Here is a 15,891-nt window from a genome sequence, read left to right as displayed (position 1 = left end):
CAGGGTTGCCCCTGTCGATGATGTTTCAACCGATATGCCGCCCATTACAGACAGCCATTCGCTTTTTGCACCCTCCCATTCCCCACACCCAACAGCTTTCCTTGCGGATTGCCTGCCTTCCGATGTTTCTGGTTAGGCGGGTGGTCGGGATTGCCACGTTCCCCGCTGCGCATCGATTCCCCGGTTAGGTTCCATCTTTCCCCCGGCAGTCGTAGTGGTACCGCGTCGCTTCTTTCGACAGCGAGCGCCGATCTGCTTTGCCGATTTTGGCCAGGGCCCATAAATTGCCGTAGGCCCAGTAGTGCTTACGAGGGTTCGAACGATGATTCACATGCGTTAACCATACGGGTTGGGTCACTAGCCCCTTGCCTCCGTGCAATTCGGAAGCGTCACGCTGCTGTTGCCAGACCTGCGTGTCCCGTGAGGGATAGGACGTTGTCCATCGGGCTTCACACCTCAGGGTTGGCCCCCGACGCATGCCGATGTAGTGAACTGGCAGGTACATGCCAGGCTCGGTACCCCCTGTATTAGCAAGGTTGAGCAATGCACAAGCGGAGCGGTTGCTCCGTGCTTGGACGAGATACCCTAGCGTCTCACGACGTTGGCATGGGCCAAATGAGACCAAGGCATCCCAGAGATGGATTGACCCCTTGCGGGGTCAAATCACCCGCAGGGAGTCTTGTTACATTTAGATACAATTTCCTTGGCGGAAACTGCTCTCTGTTACGTCTGATTGATCAATTTATAGCCAAAAGTGGCCAAATTTGAGACGTACTTACCCTGGCAAGCAGGGATCGCATTGTCCCCACAAGTGGGTCGAATCAGGCGCGGCAGAGCCGGCTCTCGTGCTTTATTTAGGCTTCAAACCCCTGTAGAACAAGGGTTTCGGCGCCAAGACTAAGCTAGTCGACCAAGCACAACACGAGCATTCGTGTCGCACCGAAAGATGCACTATAGGTGGGGGCGCCGGGCTTGGAAACAAGGCAGGCCGGCTCAGCCCCGATAGAGCGCCACGCGGCGGAATTCGTCCGGCTCGGCCAGATCCGGCAGGGTGCAGGCCTGGAGGTCGGCGATGCGGGTGAAGCCGGGGTGTGCCAGGTCGCGTACCCGCGAGTCGGCCAGCAGGATCCGTTCTGCACGAGCCCGCAGGAGCTCCAGTAGCGGCAGATTGGTACGGTCGTAGAGGACATCGGCGGCCAGGATGAGCTCGAAGCGCTCGGTGCTGGCGTGCAGATCGTCCAGCGTCTCGATCTGCACGGCGTTGACCTGGGCATTGGCGCGGCAGGCTTTCAATGCCAGCTGATCCAGGTCGCAGCAGACCACCCGCGCCGCGCCGGCCCGCGCGGCGGCAAGTCCGGCGATGCCCGAGCCGCTGCCGAAATCCAGCACCTGGCGCCCGGCGACGTACTCGGGATGGGCGGCGATCCAGCGCGCCAGGGCCAGACCGCTGGCCCAGCAGAAGGCCCAGTAGGGCGGTGCCTCCAGCAGGCGCTGGGTTTCCGCCGTGGAAAAGGCCCGCGCCATGTTGGCCGGATCGATCAGCCACAGCGACAGGTCGCTGGCGGGCAGGGCCTGCAAGGAGAGGCGGGCGTCGCCCAGCAGGGCCGTCAGGGCGACGGCGAGGTCGGCAGGGGGCGTCACGGGGTCTGGTTCAGCACCAGTTCGCCAAGATTCTGCGTGGTCGGTCCGCCGACATTCACCGGCGGCAGATAGCTGGCCAGTTGCCCGGCCTGGATCAGGCGCGCGTGGAATTCCACCTTGAGATCCGGGCGGGTGGGAAAGATCTCGGGATTGAAGGGCAGGCGGAAGGCCAGGGGCGCGCCCTTGCCGGTCACCGTCTCGCTGGCCAGCAGACGCTGGGGCAGGCCCTTGGCGTTGACCGCCAACAGGGCGATCTCGACCTGGGCGCCCGCAGGGACCAGCCCCTGGGCATTGCGCAGCACCCCGGAGATCTCGCGCAGATTGGCCGGAGTGGGAGCGCCCGCCACCGGAACCGGTTCGTCGGCCGGGGTGGTGGGCTGCGGCGGCGTGGTTTCGGGTGGGCTAGAGCAGGCCGCGAGCAGACCGGTGAACAGCAGGGGCAAGAGGACGCGTGGGGTCATGGCGGGATCCGGAGGTCGCGGCCGGCGAGGGCTGCACGGGAGGCTGGAGAGGTCGTTGAACACAGGGCGCTCTTATAGCCCGGCGGGCCCTGGCTGTCGATTCGTCCGGCACCCGGAGGTTCCCGGCGGGGAGTGATCGGGTACCATGAGGGCTTTCCCTTCCGGCGGTCGATTCTTCCATGCATTGTCCCTTCTGCGGCGCCCACGACACCAAGGTCACGGATTCCCGGCTGGTCGCGGCCGGTGAGCAGGTGCGCCGGCGGCGTGAGTGCCTGGCCTGCCAGGAGCGCTTCACCACCTTCGAGACCGCCGAGCTGGTGCTGCCGCGGCTGATCAAGCAGGACGGCACCCGCCAGCCCTTCGACGAGGACAAGTTGCGCGCCGGCATGCAGCGCGCCCTGGAGAAGCGGCCGGTCAGCGTCGAGCGCCTGGAGGAAGCCATCGCCCTGATCAAGCACCGCCTGCGCGCCACCGGCGAGCGCGAGATCCGTTCGCGGGTGGTGGGTGAACTGGTGATGGACGAACTGCGCAAGCTGGACCAGGTGGCCTACATCCGCTTCGCCTCGGTCTATCGGCAATTCCAGGACCTGGCCGAATTCCGCGACGAGATCGAGCGCCTGGCCCAGGACCCGGGCAAGCAGCCGGTATGAGCGACCTGGGGAGCGACGAAGTCTGGATGGCCCGCGCCCTGGCGCTGGCCGCCTGCGGCCGCTACAGCACGGCGCCCAATCCGCGGGTGGGCTGCGTCATCGTCCGCGACGGCCAGATGGTGGGCGAAGGCTGGCATCGCCAGGCCGGCGGTCCCCATGCCGAGGTGCACGCGCTGCGCCAGGCGGGGGCGGCGGCGCGTGGCGCCACTGCCTATGTGACCCTGGAACCCTGCAGCCATCATGGCCGCACCCCGCCTTGCGCCGATGCCCTGGTAGCCGCCGGCGTGGCCGAGGTGGTGGCGGCCATGACCGATCCCAATCCGCTGGTGGCCGGGCGCGGTCTGGCACGGCTCGCCGCCGCCGGCATCGCCACCCGCGCCGGCGTCCTGGAAGCCGAGGCGCGGGCACTCAATGCCGGCTTCATCCAGCGCATGCTCACCGGGCGGCCCTTCGTGCGGGTCAAGCTGGCCCTGAGTCTGGATGGCCGCACCGCCATGGCCAATGGCGAAAGCCAGTGGATCACCGGTCCGGCGGCGCGCCAGAGCGTCCAGCGGCTGCGCGCCGAGGCGGGGGTGGTGATCACCGGCGCCGATACCGTGCTGGCCGATGGCGCGCGCCTGACCGTGCGCCCGAGCGAACTGGGCCTGAGCGGAGAAGAGCTGCAACTGGCCACCCTGCGCACGCCGCAGCGGCTGCTGGTGGACGGCCGTGGCCGGGTGCCGCTGGATGCACCCTTCTTTCAGGCCGGCGCGGCGCGGATCGCCGGTATGGCCGCCGCGGCGCCCGGCTATGCAGCGGCCGGTCACGACTACCTGGCGCTGCCCGGTAGCCAGGGTCAGGTCGATCTGGCGGCCCTGCTGGCCCGCCTGGGCAGCGAGCAGGTCAATGACGTCCTGGTGGAGGCCGGGCCGCGCCTGGCCGGTGCCTTCGCCCAGGCCGGACTGGTCGATGAATATCAGCTGTTCCTGGCACCCAGGTTCCTCGGTTCCAGCGCCCGACCGCTGCTGGACTGGCCGCTGGTGCACCTGGCCGAGGCCCCGCAGCTGGAGATCCTCAGCGCCACGCCGGTAGGCGCCGACCTGCACCTGATCGCCCGACCGGCCAGGGACACCTGACTCCCCTGGCCCCGCGGCGGCTAACTGTGTTACAAAACCTGCGCCGCCTGCGGGTGGCGAGTTCTCAGGGCGGGGTGCAATTCCCCACCGGCGGTAACGCCCGATCAGTCGGGACGAGCCCGCGAGCGCTCTCTCGTCCTCTGCGGCGGGGGAGGTCAGCAGACCCGGTTGGATTCCGGGGCCGACGGTCATAGTCCGGATGAGAGAGAACGGGATAGCCTCGCCTGGCAGGGGTGCGAGCCCCTCGTCCGTCTGATTTCCCTTCTGTCCGTACGCCCTGTTTTTTCACCGAAACAGGAGTTCGTCGATGTCTAGCTGCACCGCCTTTCTGGCTCTACCTCGCGGAGGCCTGAGCTGATGTTTACCGGAATCATCGAAGCCCTCGGCGAGATCCGCGCCCTCACGCCCAAGGGCGGAGACGTGCGCCTTTATGTCGCCACCGGCAAGCTCGACCTTGCCGACGTCAAGCTCGGCGACAGCATCGCCGTCAACGGGGTCTGCCTGACCGCCGTGGACTTGCCCGGCGACGGCTTCTGGGCCGACGTCAGTCGCGAGACCCTCAGCCTCACCAGCCTGGGCGGCCTCAAGCCCGGCAGCAAGGTCAACCTGGAAAAGGCGCTGATGCCCACCAGTCGCCTTGGCGGCCACCTGGTCAGCGGCCACGTGGACGGCCTCGGCGAAGTGGTCTCCCGCGCCGATAACGCCCGCGCCGTGCAGTTTCGCCTGCGTGCCCCGGCCGAGCTGGCCCGCTACATCGCCCTCAAGGGCTCGATCACCGTGGACGGCGTCAGCCTCACGGTGAACGCGGTGGACGGCGCCGAATTCGAGCTGACCATCGTCCCCCACACCCTCGGCGAGACCATCATGGCCGACTACCGCCCCGGGCGTCGGGTGAACCTGGAGGTGGACCTGCTGGCCCGCTACCTGGAGCGCCTGCTACTGGGCGACAAGGCCGCCGAGGCCAGCAAGGGCGGCGTCACCGAACACTTTCTCGCCGAACACGGCTATCTGCAGCGCTAAGGACGACACCGTGGCACTTTCCAGCATCGAAGACATCATCCAGGACATCCGCGCGGGCAAGATGGTCATCCTCATGGACGACGAGGACCGCGAGAACGAAGGCGACATCATCATCGCTTCCGAATGCGTCACCGCCGAACACATCAACTTCATGGCCCGCCACGCGCGCGGCCTGATCTGCATGCCCATGAGCAAGGGCCTCTGCGAGCGCCTCAACCTGCCGATGATGGCCAGCCGCAACGCCTCCGGCTTCGGCACCAAGTTCACCGTCTCCATCGAGGCCGCCGAGGGCATCAGCACCGGCATCTCCGCCGCCGACCGCGCCCGTACCGTGCAGGCCGCCATCGCCAAGGACGCCAAGGCCGGCGACGTGGTCAGCCCCGGCCACATGTTCCCGCTGATGGCCCAGCCCGGCGGCGTGCTGGCCCGTGCCGGCCATACCGAAGCCGCCTGCGACCTGGCGCGCATGGCCGGTTTCGCCGAGAGCGGGGTGATCTGCGAGGTGATGAACGACGACGGCACCATGGCCCGTCGCGACGAACTCGAAGCCTTCGCCGAGCAGCATGGCCTCAAGGTCGGCACCATCGCTGATCTGATCCACTACCGCCTGCTCCACGAGCACACTGTCAAGCGCATCGACGAGCAGCAGCTGGAGACCGAACTCGGTCCGTTCAAGCTGGTGACCTACCGCGACGAGGTGGAGGGCGACGTCCACCTGGCGCTGATCCGTGGCGACCTGGCCGGCCAGGAGCTGCCGCTGGTGCGGGTGCACAACATGGATCCGCTGCGCGACCTGCTGCAGGTGCAGCAACCGGGTCGCTGGAGTCTGCGTGGCGCCATGGAACGCGTGGCCCGCGAGGGCACCGGCGTGGTGCTGCTGCTCGGTCACTCGATCGAGGGCGACGACCTGCTGGCGCACCTGCGCGAGCCGCTGCCGGTGCCCAAGGCGCTGTCCACCTACAGCACCGTCGGTGCCGGTTCGCAGATCCTTCGCGACCTGGGCATTCGTCAGATGCGCCTGCTCAGCTCGCCGATGAAGTTCAACGCCATATCCGGCTTCGACCTGGAAGTAGTAGACTATCTGCCTCCTGAAGAATGACCCTTCCGCCTGGCGCGCCCCGCCCGGGTGGTGCGGCGCGCTTCACCTGGATTTCCACGGACGGCCTGGCACTGCCGGCCGTCCGGCTCTTTGACAACTGGACCCGCACATGAACATCAAGACCTTTGAAGGCACCTTCATCGCTCCCCAGGGCCGCTTCGCCCTGGTGGTCGGTCGTTTCAACAGCTTCGTCGTCGAAAGCCTGCTGCAGGGCGCCATCGACGCCCTGGTGCGTCACGGCATCAAGCCGGACGACCTGACCATCATCCGCGTCCCCGGCGCCTTCGAGATCCCGCTGGCGGTGCAGAAGATCGCCCAGCGCGACGAATTCGACGCCATCATCGCCCTCGGCGCGGTGATCCGTGGCGGCACCCCCCACTTCGAATACGTGGCCGGCGAGTGCACCAAGGGTCTGGCCCAGGTCTCCATGGAATTCGGCGTACCGGTATCCTTTGGCGTCCTCACCGTCGACTCCATCGAGCAGGCCATCGAGCGCTCCGGCACCAAGGCCGGCAACAAGGGCGCCGAAGCGGCCCTGTCCGCTCTGGAAATGGTCAGCCTGCTGGCGCAGCTGGAGGCCAAGTGAGCGGCGATCTGACTCCGCCCGCGGCCGGCAAGCCCGCGGGCAAGAAGGCCCCCACCGGCAAACTGGCTGCTCGCCGCGAAGCGCGCAGCCTGTCGGTCCAGGCCCTGTACCAGTGGCACATGGCGGGCCAGGCGATCAACGAGATCGAGGCGCAGTTTCGCGTCGACAACGATTTCGCCAAGGTCGACGGCGCCTACTTCCATGAAGTCCTGCATGGCGTCCCGGCCAACAAGAGCGAGATCGACGGGCTGATCCTGCCCTGCCTGGACCGCGCCATGAACGAGGTGGATCCGGTCGAGCTGGCCGTGCTGCGGCTGTCCTGCTACGAGCTGCTCAAGCGCATCGACGTGCCCTACCGGGTGGTGATCAACGAAGGCATCGAGATGGCCAAGATCTTCGGCGCCACCGATGGCCACAAGTTCGTCAACGGCGTGCTGGACAAGCTGGCGCCCAAGCTGCGCAGCGCCGAGTTGCGCGGCAAGCGCTGATCGCCCACGTCGGCATGGGTGAATTCGAACTCATCCGTCGCTATTTCGCCGCGGCGCCCTGCGCTCGCGGCGGTCCCGGCGTGGCGCTGGGCATCGGCGATGACTGCGCGCTGCTGGCACCCGCGCCCGGTGAGCAACTGGCGGTCTCCACCGACACCCTGACCGCCGGGGTGCATTTCCCCGATCCCTGCCCGGATGCCCATGGCCTCGGCCAGCGCGCCCTGGCAGTGAGCGCCAGCGACCTGGCCGCCATGGGCGCCGCGCCCCTGGGTTTCACCCTGGCGTTGACCCTGCCGTCCGTCGAGCCCGCCTGGCTGGAAGGCCTGGCGGCAGGCCTCGCGCAGATGGCCGAACAGTGCGAGCTGCGCCTGGTCGGTGGCGACACCACCCGCGGTCCGCTGTCCCTTACCCTCACGGTCTTCGGCCAGGTGCCGGCCGGTCAGGCGCTGCTGCGCAGCGGTGCCCGCCCGGGCGATCTGCTGTGCCTGGGCGGTGCGCCGGGTGAGGCGGGCGGGGCCTTGCCCTTCGTCCTCGGTCAGCGTGCAGCGGAGGGCGCCGCCAGTCGGCACCTGCTGGCGCGCTACTGGGCACCCCAGCCGCAATTCGAGCTCGGCCTCTGGCTGCGCGGGCGGGCGACGGCGGCCCAGGACGTGTCCGACGGCCTGGTCGCCGATTGCGGCCACATCGCCGCCGCCTCCGGCGTCCGCCTGGTCGTGGAGACGGCGCGGCTGCCGGTGAGTCCGGCGCTGACCGCGCTGTTCCCGGCCGACGAGGTACTGCGCCTGGCCCTCGGCGCGGGTGACGACTACCTGCTGGTCTTCACTCTGCCGCCCGAGCAGGCGCCGGCCCTGGCCGCCGCCTGGCCCCAGGCACAGGTGATCGGGCGGGTCGAAACGGGTAGCGGCGTCCAGGTGGTCGCCGCCGACGGTCAGCCGCTGACGCCGCTACACACCGGTTTCCAACATTTCTAGCGCTCTGGCGCGGAGTCCATCCTTGAGCGAACAGCAAGCCCCCGCCCAGCCGGTTCCCCTGTCGGTCTGGCGCGATCCCTGGTACTTCCTGGCCTTTGGCCTGGGTTCCGGCACCCTGCCCAAGGCGCCCGGCACCTGGGGGTCACTGATCGCCTTGCCCTTCGTGCCGCTCTGGCAGCTGCTCAGCGGCTGGAGCTATCCGCTGCTGCTGGTGCTGCTCTCCGTGTTCGGCTGCTGGCTGTGCGGCAAGGTCGCCCGCGAGCTGGGCGTGCACGACCACGAGGGCATCGTCTGGGACGAGATGGTCGGTATCTGGATCACCTTCTGGCTGGCGCCTCCGGGCTTGATCTGGCTGCTGGTGGGTTTCGTCGCCTTCCGCGTACTAGACATCTGCAAGCCCTGGCCAATCCGCTGGCTGGATGTCAATGTCCGCGGCGGCGTCGGCATCATGGTCGACGATGTACTGGCCGGCATCCTCGCCTGGCTGGTGGTTCAGGGATTACACATCGGTTGGGGTCATCTCGTCGGCTGACGAGACGCAGGCCCAAGGAGCAGGGCAGTGAAGAGACTGGGCGCGTGCGGCCTCATCTGGGCCGTCGGTACGCTCGCCTGGGCGCAACCCCAGGTCAGGGTCGTGGGGTTGTTCAATGGCGCGGCGGTGGTCAACGTCAATGGCCAGCGCAAATTGCTGCGGGTCGGCCAGCGCCTGGACGACGTCGAGGTGGTCAGCGCGGATTCCCAGCAGGCGGTGCTGCGTATCGACGGCCGGACCCAGGCCTTTGCCCTCGACCGCGAATACAGCGATGGCTACAGCGCCCCGCAGCGCCGTGAATTCAGCGTGCCGCGCAGCAACAACGGTCATTACCAGGTCACCGCCAACGTCAATGGCCGTCCGGTGTCGCTGCTGGTGGACACCGGCGCCACCAGTGTCGCCCTGAGTGGCGCCCAGGCCGATCAGCTGGGCATCAGCTATCGCGACGGCACCCCGGGCTGGGTGGAAACCGCCAGCGGTCATGCCCGCGCCTGGCGCACCACGCTCAAGCAGGTGCGCCTGGGTGACATCGAGGTGGTCGGGGTGGACGCCATGGTCCTGGAGGGCAACTATCCCAGCCAGGGCCTGCTGGGCATGAGTTTCCTCAATCGCGTGGGCTGGCGCGAGGCCCAGGGCATCTTCTACGTGCAGGCACGCTGATAGATCAGCGAGTATCGACGTCATAACCCCTGGCGATGACGCCGGGCCCGGGGAAAAGGTTACAATGTACGTCTTTCCCCGCCAGGAGCCTGTAGGTGTCCGTCGTCTTTGTCGCCGCCTCCCAATTGCCCACCCCCTTCGGCCTGTTCACCATGCACGGTTTCCTCGACGAGTCCGATGGCAAGGAGCACGTCGCCCTGACCTTCGGTGACGTGGCCGATGGCGAGCCGGTGCTGGGCCGCCTGCATTCCGAGTGCCTGACCGGCGACGCGCTGTTCAGCCTGAGATGCGACTGCGGTTTCCAGCTGGAGGCGGCGCTGCGCGCCATCGCCGAAGCCGGTCGCGGCGTACTGCTCTATCTGCGCCAGGAAGGGCGGGGCATCGGGCTGCTCAACAAGATCCGCGCCTATGAGCTGCAGGATGCCGGGGCCGATACCGTGGAAGCCAACGAGCGCCTGGGCTTCGGCGCCGACCAGCGCACCTATGCGCTGTGCAAGCCGATGCTCGACCACCTGGGGGTCACCTCGCTGCGCCTGATGACCAACAATCCACGCAAGGTGAAGGCGCTCGAGGTCCTGGGCATCCCGGTCGCCGAGCGGGTGCCGCTGCAGGAGGGCCTCAATCCGCACAATCGCCGCTATCTGCTGACCAAGGCCGGCAAGCTCGGCCATATGCTCGGCAATCTGCATCAGAACGAAGAGACCGCCGATCCGGCTTCCTGATCAGCCCGCCGCGCGCGCTGGTTCCAGGCGCTGCGCGGCGTCCTGCAATTCCAGCACCTGCTGATCCACGTTGCGGCTGGCGCCCAGGGTCGCCTGGGCCAGTTCGGCGCTGCGCCGCGCCTGATCCTGGGTCGCCTGGCTGCGCAATTGCAGCTGATTGCCGCTGGTATCCAGGGCCTCCAGGGTCTGGCCGATATGGGCCAGATGCTCCTGCAGCGCGCCGACATCGCGGTCGATGGCGCCCAGCGCCTTCTGTGCCTGGTCCGAGCGACTGCGCGAGGTCTGGGCGTCCGCCTTGCAGCGCTGCATGGCGGCTACCGCCTGTTCCGACAGCAGGCGGATCTGGTCGAGGATGCTGGCGATCTCCCGGGTGGAATCCGCCGAATGATTGGCCAGGCGCCGCACCTCATCGGCGACGACGGCGAAGCCGCGCCCCTGATCGCCGGCGCGTGCGGCTTCGATGGCGGCGTTGAGCGCCAGCAGGTTGGTCTGCTCGGCGATGCCGCGGATGGTGTCGGTGACATGGCGCACCGCGTGGGTCTGCTCGTTCAGCGCGCTGATGGTGCCGGCCGAGGTGCCGATGGTGCCGTCGAGGGTTTCCAGATCGCGGGCCACCTGGCCGACCAGCAGATTGCCGTGGTCGCTGCCGCTGCGCGCCCGAGTCGACAGCCCGCTGCTGTCGCGCACATGGGCGGCCATCTCCTGGCTGCCCTGCAGCATCGTCTGCATGGCCTGGGTGTTGGCCTCGGCCGCCTGCCATTGCTGTTCGGCTTCCTGACTGGCGTGCTGTGCTCCTTGCTGCAGACTGGCGGCATCCGCGCTCAGGGCGCGGGTGACCTGCTTGACGGTCTGCAGCGAGGTGTCGAGGCGGTCGACGAAGCTGTTGATCCAGGTGGCCAGCTCGCCGGTCTCGTCGGCGCGAAAGCCCTGGCGATCCAGGCGCTGGTCGAGATTGGCGCCGCATTCGGCGATGTCCAGGAAGAAATCGCCCAGGCGTTGCAGGCGGCGGGTACAGGGCCGCACCACCAGACCGGCGTAGAGCGCCAGGGCGAGGGCTGCGCTGCCCAGCGCGAAGGCGCCTTGCCACAGCGGTTGCCAGAGGCTCAGGGCGGCCTGCAGACCCCAGGCGCCGGCGCCCAGCAGCAGGGCGCCGAGCAGCAGGTGCTGGGTCAGACTGCCGCCGCGATAGGCCTCCTCCAGATCGGCTTCGCAGAGCAGCCCCCAGGTGTCCGGCGAACCGGGCAGTTGCAGGGTGACGCCGGCGCCGATCACCGGCACGTGGCGATAGTCGGAATAGCCCGGATAGCCGACGAAGAGATTGTGCCCCCGGCGCAGGGTCTCGCGCACCCCGGGGTGCAGCTCGCCGGTCGCTGGCGCGGTGAATTTCAGCTCGAATTCGGTGTGCTCGCGCACCCGTACCGTGCCGAAGGGGGTCGCGACGCCCTGCTTGAGGTTGTCACCGGCGGTGAAGGTAGCGTCCTCGAAACGCGAGCGGGACAGGGCGGTGCCCGGCGCGATGCCCGGATCGGCGACCGCCTTGATCATGAACAGGTAGTTGTCGCCGGAGTCCGGAAAGACGTGGCCGGCCTCGCGCTGGATGAGATCGCTGAGCACATCGTTGGGCAGGCGTAGACAGACGCAACCCAGAGGACGTCCGGCCTGGCGCAGCGGCTGATGGAACAGCAGGGTGACGGCGTCGTGGAAGGCCGAGGTGGTCGGCCCCAGGGCAAGGGTGACCGGGTCACGGTAGGGGCCCTGCAGGAAGGGCGCCTGCAGACCGCGGGCCAGGGAAGCGGCGGCGTGCCGCTGCCCCTGGCGCTGACGCGCCGTGGAGGCGAGGATCAGGCCCTGGGTATCCACCACGAAGAGTTCGGAAGCCGCGTTCAGGTGCAGCAGGGCGTCGTCCAGAACCTTGGGGTCCAGCGTGGGCCAGCTGGCCTCCAGCACCCCGGCGATCCGTTCCAGTTGCTGCCAGTGTCGCTGGGTCCAGGTCAGCAACAGATCACGACGGGTGCCGGCCAGGCCGGCAAAGGTCTTTTCCAGGCGTGCCTGTCGACCTCCGTTACGCAGGCAGGCCCAGCCACGGGCGATCTTTCCATTGCGGCCCAGCCAGGGCAGCCAGCGGCGCTCGGGGCCGCTCAGATCCATGTCACTCATAACACCCATCCTTGCCGCCACGCTGATTGCAGTCAGCAGCCAGCATGGTAGGGGCTTCAGCCGCGCACTAGAGCGGCTGGACGAGGTGTCGGTGCCTTCGGATCAGCGGTGCGCGCCGGTTCAGGCAGAGGCGCCGCGGGCCAGGCGCAGCGAGGTGTCGGCCTGGGCGGCCTCCAGCAGCGCCAGACGCTCGCGCACCGCGCGCTCGATTCCGGCGACGTCCAGACCGCACTCGGCGAGCATGTCGGCCGGCTTGGCGTGTTCGATGTAGCTGTCCGGCAGCCCCAGGTTGAGCACGGGCTGGACCAGGGCACTGGCCTGCAGGAATTCGTTGACCGCACTGCCGGCGCCGCCCATGACGCTGTTTTCCTCGACCGTGACCAGCAGGTCGTGGTCGGCGGCGAACTGGCGGATCAGCGCCTCGTCCAGCGGCTTGACGAATCTCATGTCGGCCACGCTGGCATCCAGGCGCTCGGCGACCTGCAGGGCTTCGGCCAATTGCACGCCAAACACCAGGAAGCCGACCTTGGGGCCGCTCTTCAGGCCGCTCTGGCGACGCACCACGCCTTTACCGATAGGCAGGGGTTCCAGGCCCGGGTCGAGGGCGGCGTTGGGGCCGCTGCCTCGCGGGTAACGCACCGCGGCCGGGCCCTGGTGGCGATAGCCGGTGGTCAGCAGGCGGCGCAGCTCGTTCTCGTCGCTGGGCGCCATGATCACCATGCCGGGGATGCAGCGCAGGTAGGACAGATCGAAGCTGCCGGCATGGGTCGGGCCGTCTTCGCCGACCAGGCCGGCGCGGTCGATGGCGAAGAGCACGTCCAGGTTCTGCACCGCCACGTCGTGGATCAGCTGGTCGTAGCCGCGCTGCAGGAAGGTGGAATAGATGGCCACCACCGGCTTCATGCCATCGCAGGCCAGGCCCGCGGCGAGGGTCACCGCGTGCTGCTCGGCGATGGCCACGTCGAAGTAGCGCTCGGGATAGCGTTCGGCGAAGCGGATCAGGTCGGAGCCTTCCTTCATCGCCGGGGTGATGCCCACCAGCCTGGTATCGGCGGCGGCCATGTCGCACAGCCAGTCGCCGAAGATGTTGGAGTACTTGGGCGCGCCCGGGCGCTTGGGCTTGGCGTCCAGCGGCTCCAGCTTGGTGATGGCGTGGTAGCTGATGGGATCGGCCTCGGCGATGGACAGGCCCTTGCCCTTGCGGGTGATCACATGGAGGAACTGCGGGCCCTTGGCGTCGCGCAGATTGCTCAGGGTGGTGACCAGGGTCGGCAGGTCATGGCCGTCGATGGGGCCGATGTAGTTCCAGCCCAGCTCCTCGAACAAGGTGCCGGGCACCAGCATGCCCTTGGCGGCCTCTTCGGTGCGGCGGGCGATTTCCCAGGCGCCGGGCAGCTTGGAGAGGGCCTTCTTGCCGTTCTCGCGCAGGTGCTGGTAGGTACGGCTGGAAAGCAGCCGCGCCAGGTAGTTGGATAGGCCACCGACGTTGCGCGAGATGGACATGTCGTTGTCGTTGAGCACCACCAGCATGTTGGCGCCGGTGTCCGAGGCGTGGTTGAGCGCCTCGAAGGCCATGCCCGCGGTCAGGGCACCGTCGCCGATCACCGCGACCGACTTGCGCTCAAGCCCCTGCAGCTGGGCGGCGATGGCCATGCCCAGGGCGGCGCCGATGGAGGTGCTGGAGTGACCGACGCCAAAGGTGTCGTACTCGCTCTCGCTGCGGCGCGGGAAGGCGGCCAGGCCGTCCTTCTGGCGCAGGCTGGCCATGCCTTCGCGACGGCCGGTGAGGATCTTGTGCGGATAGGCCTGGTGACCGACATCCCACACCAGCCGGTCTTCCGGAGTGTTGAAGACATAGTGCAGGGCCACGGTCAGTTCGATGACGCCCAGCCCGGCGCCGAAGTGACCGCCGGTCTGGCCCACGGTCCACAGGAGAAAGGCGCGCAGTTCGTCGGCGACGGCTTCCAGCTCGGCGTCACCGAGCTGGCGCAGCTGGACCGGCGAGTCGATGCGGTCGAGCAGGGGCGTCGCGGGACGCTGGCGGGGAATCTCGTGAAACGTCTTGGGCATCTGGCTGATCACTTTGCGCAGAGAATTAGGCAGTTTACCCGATGCCCGCGTGGCATCCCAACAGCGGGCAGGGCGTCTTGTTATGCCCCTGTGACAACGGACCCGGGGGCAAATGCGGCCCGGGGCACGAGTTTTTCCGCCGGAGGCGCGTCTAGCTACGTCGTTCCACGATGTAGCGGGCCAGGGCGCGCAGGGGTTCGGCCGGGGTGCCCAGCGGCTCGATGGCGGCCAGGGCGCTGTCGCGCAGCTCCAGGGCATAGGCCTTGGCCGCGTCCAGGCCGAGCAGCGCCGGGTAGGTCGGTTTGTCGCGGGCGAGATCGGCGCCCTGGCGTTTGCCCAGGGTCTGCGTATCGCTCTCGATGTCGAGCACGTCGTCCCAGACCTGGAAGGCCAGGCCGATGGCCTCGGCATAACGGGCCAGGGCCTCACGCTCGGCGGCACCGGCGGCTTCGCTGGCCAGGGCGCCGAGTTGCACGCTGGCGGCGATCAGGGCGCCAGTCTTGTGCAGGTGCATGGTCTCCAGCGCCGGCTGGTCGATGCGCCGGCCGACCGACTCCAGGTCGATGGCCTGGCCGCCGACCATGCCCGCCGGACCGCTGGCGCGAGCCAGCACGGCGATCATCTCCAGCCGCACCGCGGCAACCTGGGGCGCCGTCAGCAGGGTCTCGAAGGCCAGGGTCTGCAGGCCGTCGCCGGCAAGGATGGCGCAGGCTTCGTCATAGGCCTTGTGGGTGGTGGGCCGGCCGCGGCGCAGGTCGTCGTCGTCCATGGCCGGCAGGTCGTCGTGGACCAGGGAGTAGGCGTGGATCAGCTCCACCGCGCAGGCGGCCTGGTCGGCGCGCGTCGGATCGCCACCCAGGGCTTCGCAGGCGGCATAGACCAGCAACGGCCGTACCCGCTTGCCGCCACCCATGACGCTGTAGGCCATGGCGGCATAGAGCCGGGCGAGTTCGGCGCGGGGGGCGGTGAACAGCGGGGCGAGGGCGGTATCGACACGGGTCTGGCAGCGTTGCTGGTAGGCCTCGATCATGCGTCGTCCCCGACCGGGGCGAAGGGGGCGGCGCTGAGTTCGCCGTCCTTTTCCAGCAGGATCTGCACCTTCTGCTCGGCCTGGGCCAGGGCACCCTGGCATTCGCGGGTCAGGCGGATGCCCTGTTCGAAGGCGCCGAGGGAGTCCTCCAGGGACAGCTCGCCGCTCTCCAGGCGCTCCACCAGGGTCTGCAGTTCGGCCAGGGATTGTTCGAAGTCGGGAGCTTTCTTGCGGGCCATCGGGATTCTCGGCAGAGGCGATCGGGTCGCGGGAAGTGGGCAACAGGTCGGCCATTGTGCCACAGCCATCGGCGCTGCTTGACGCCGTGCCCGGCCAGGCCCTAGGGTAGCGGTCATGAACACGCGCAGCCGCCAACGCCCCAGCATTATTACCGCCATTACCTGATGGCGGGACAGCGTTAGCTGCGTAACCAGACCCGCCCAAGAGGCGGGTTTGTACTTTCTGACTCCTGGGCCCCGACGAAACACCCCAGGAGCCCGCCATGACCGCCCAGGAACCCGCCACCGATCTCTTGCAGCGCTATGCCCGCAAGATCCTCGAAGCCCCCGTCTACGACGTGGCGATCGAAACGCCCCTGCAACCGGCGCGGGCGCTGTCCGAGCGGCTGGGCTGCCAGGTGCTGCTCAAGCGCGAAGACCTGCAGCCGGTGTTTTCCTTCAAGATCCGCG

The 15,891-nt window shown here is 68.1% G+C and carries 16 protein-coding genes, 1 pseudogene and 1 riboswitch; of the genes and pseudogenes, 11 read left to right on the top strand and 6 right to left on the bottom strand.

Annotated elements, in window-relative coordinates; translation table 11 throughout:
* Positions 1 to 993 precede the first annotated feature (993 nt).
* Positions 994 to 1,641 (bottom strand): class I SAM-dependent methyltransferase, encoded by a 648-nt coding sequence (locus tag QMX82_RS23830; RefSeq protein WP_282288176.1) that lies wholly within the window; start codon positions 1,639 to 1,641, stop codon positions 994 to 996.
* Positions 1,638 to 2,102 carry a YbaY family lipoprotein gene (locus QMX82_RS23825; protein WP_282288174.1) on the bottom strand — a complete coding sequence of 155 codons (465 nt, stop codon included), beginning with the start codon at positions 2,100 to 2,102 and terminating at the stop codon, positions 1,638 to 1,640. The genes QMX82_RS23830 and QMX82_RS23825 overlap by 4 nt, the downstream gene beginning before the upstream one ends.
* Before the next feature lie 179 nt (positions 2,103 to 2,281).
* Between QMX82_RS23825 and nrdR the strand changes: the two genes are divergently transcribed.
* From nrdR to ribA, 10 genes are all read left to right on the top strand, one after another.
* Positions 2,282 to 2,752, top strand: coding sequence for a transcriptional regulator NrdR (gene nrdR, locus QMX82_RS23820; protein ID WP_007161213.1), 471 nt, complete (start codon positions 2,282 to 2,284; stop codon positions 2,750 to 2,752).
* Positions 2,749 to 3,867, top strand: a complete 1,119-nt coding sequence (gene ribD, locus QMX82_RS23815) for a bifunctional diaminohydroxyphosphoribosylaminopyrimidine deaminase/5-amino-6-(5-phosphoribosylamino)uracil reductase RibD (RefSeq protein WP_282288166.1) — start codon at positions 2,749 to 2,751, stop codon at positions 3,865 to 3,867. The genes nrdR and ribD overlap by 4 nt, the downstream gene beginning before the upstream one ends.
* 56 nt (positions 3,868 to 3,923) lie before the next feature.
* Positions 3,924 to 4,082: riboswitch (FMN riboswitch) on the top strand.
* Between the two features lie 142 nt (positions 4,083 to 4,224).
* Positions 4,225 to 4,887, top strand: coding sequence for a riboflavin synthase (locus tag QMX82_RS23810; protein ID WP_282288164.1), 663 nt, complete (start codon positions 4,225 to 4,227; stop codon positions 4,885 to 4,887).
* A gap of 10 nt (positions 4,888 to 4,897) precedes the next feature.
* Positions 4,898 to 5,986, top strand: a complete 1,089-nt coding sequence (ribBA, locus tag QMX82_RS23805; protein ID WP_133860575.1) for a bifunctional 3,4-dihydroxy-2-butanone-4-phosphate synthase/GTP cyclohydrolase II — start codon at positions 4,898 to 4,900, stop codon at positions 5,984 to 5,986.
* Positions 5,987 to 6,095: 109 nt separating this feature from the next.
* Positions 6,096 to 6,572: a 6,7-dimethyl-8-ribityllumazine synthase gene (ribH, locus tag QMX82_RS23800; RefSeq protein ID WP_007161209.1), complete on the top strand. Its 477-nt coding sequence runs from the start codon at positions 6,096 to 6,098 to the stop codon at positions 6,570 to 6,572.
* Positions 6,569 to 7,060 (top strand): transcription antitermination factor NusB, encoded by a 492-nt coding sequence (nusB, locus tag QMX82_RS23795; RefSeq protein WP_133860576.1) that lies wholly within the window; start codon positions 6,569 to 6,571, stop codon positions 7,058 to 7,060. Before ribH ends, nusB begins: the two co-directional genes overlap by 4 nt.
* 14 nt (positions 7,061 to 7,074) lie before the next feature.
* Positions 7,075 to 8,031 (top strand): thiamine-phosphate kinase, encoded by a 957-nt coding sequence (gene thiL, locus QMX82_RS23790; RefSeq protein WP_282288161.1) that lies wholly within the window; start codon positions 7,075 to 7,077, stop codon positions 8,029 to 8,031.
* A gap of 22 nt (positions 8,032 to 8,053) precedes the next feature.
* Positions 8,054 to 8,563, top strand: a complete 510-nt coding sequence (locus QMX82_RS23785) for a phosphatidylglycerophosphatase A family protein (RefSeq protein WP_282288159.1) — start codon at positions 8,054 to 8,056, stop codon at positions 8,561 to 8,563.
* A gap of 27 nt (positions 8,564 to 8,590) precedes the next feature.
* Positions 8,591 to 9,223, top strand: a complete 633-nt coding sequence (locus tag QMX82_RS23780) for a retropepsin-like aspartic protease family protein (RefSeq protein WP_282288157.1) — start codon at positions 8,591 to 8,593, stop codon at positions 9,221 to 9,223.
* A 95-nt stretch (positions 9,224 to 9,318) separates the two neighbouring features.
* Complete coding sequence (gene ribA / locus QMX82_RS23775) at positions 9,319 to 9,945, top strand: GTP cyclohydrolase II (RefSeq protein WP_208693011.1); 627 nt, start codon at positions 9,319 to 9,321, stop codon at positions 9,943 to 9,945.
* Here the strand turns inward: ribA and QMX82_RS26185 are convergent.
* The 4 genes and pseudogenes from QMX82_RS26185 to QMX82_RS23755 form a co-directional block, all read right to left on the bottom strand.
* A pseudogene (locus QMX82_RS26185) lies at positions 9,946 to 10,467 on the bottom strand (methyl-accepting chemotaxis protein); the annotation flags it as partial.
* A 1,755-nt stretch (positions 10,468 to 12,222) separates the two neighbouring features.
* Positions 12,223 to 14,172, bottom strand: coding sequence for a 1-deoxy-D-xylulose-5-phosphate synthase (gene dxs / locus QMX82_RS23765; protein ID WP_282288153.1), 1,950 nt, complete (start codon positions 14,170 to 14,172; stop codon positions 12,223 to 12,225).
* Positions 14,173 to 14,323: 151 nt separating this feature from the next.
* On the bottom strand, positions 14,324 to 15,202 hold the full coding sequence (locus QMX82_RS23760; RefSeq protein WP_282288151.1) for a polyprenyl synthetase family protein: 879 nt from the start codon (positions 15,200 to 15,202) through the stop codon (positions 14,324 to 14,326).
* Positions 15,199 to 15,441: an exodeoxyribonuclease VII small subunit gene (locus tag QMX82_RS23755; protein ID WP_007161201.1), complete on the bottom strand. Its 243-nt coding sequence runs from the start codon at positions 15,439 to 15,441 to the stop codon at positions 15,199 to 15,201. The genes QMX82_RS23760 and QMX82_RS23755 overlap by 4 nt, the downstream gene beginning before the upstream one ends.
* Before the next feature lie 263 nt (positions 15,442 to 15,704).
* Between QMX82_RS23755 and QMX82_RS23750 the strand changes: the two genes are divergently transcribed.
* Positions 15,705 to 15,891: pyridoxal-phosphate dependent enzyme (locus QMX82_RS23750; RefSeq protein WP_336619076.1), on the top strand; the 187-nt coding region annotated here is incomplete at its 3' end.

This window comes from Pseudomonas sp. PS02302, assembly GCF_029959585.1.
GTDB lineage: Bacteria > Pseudomonadota > Gammaproteobacteria > Pseudomonadales > Pseudomonadaceae > Chryseomonas > Chryseomonas aestiva.
Note: the sequence above shows the minus strand (reverse complement) of the source record. Positions and strands in the feature narration are given on the sequence as shown.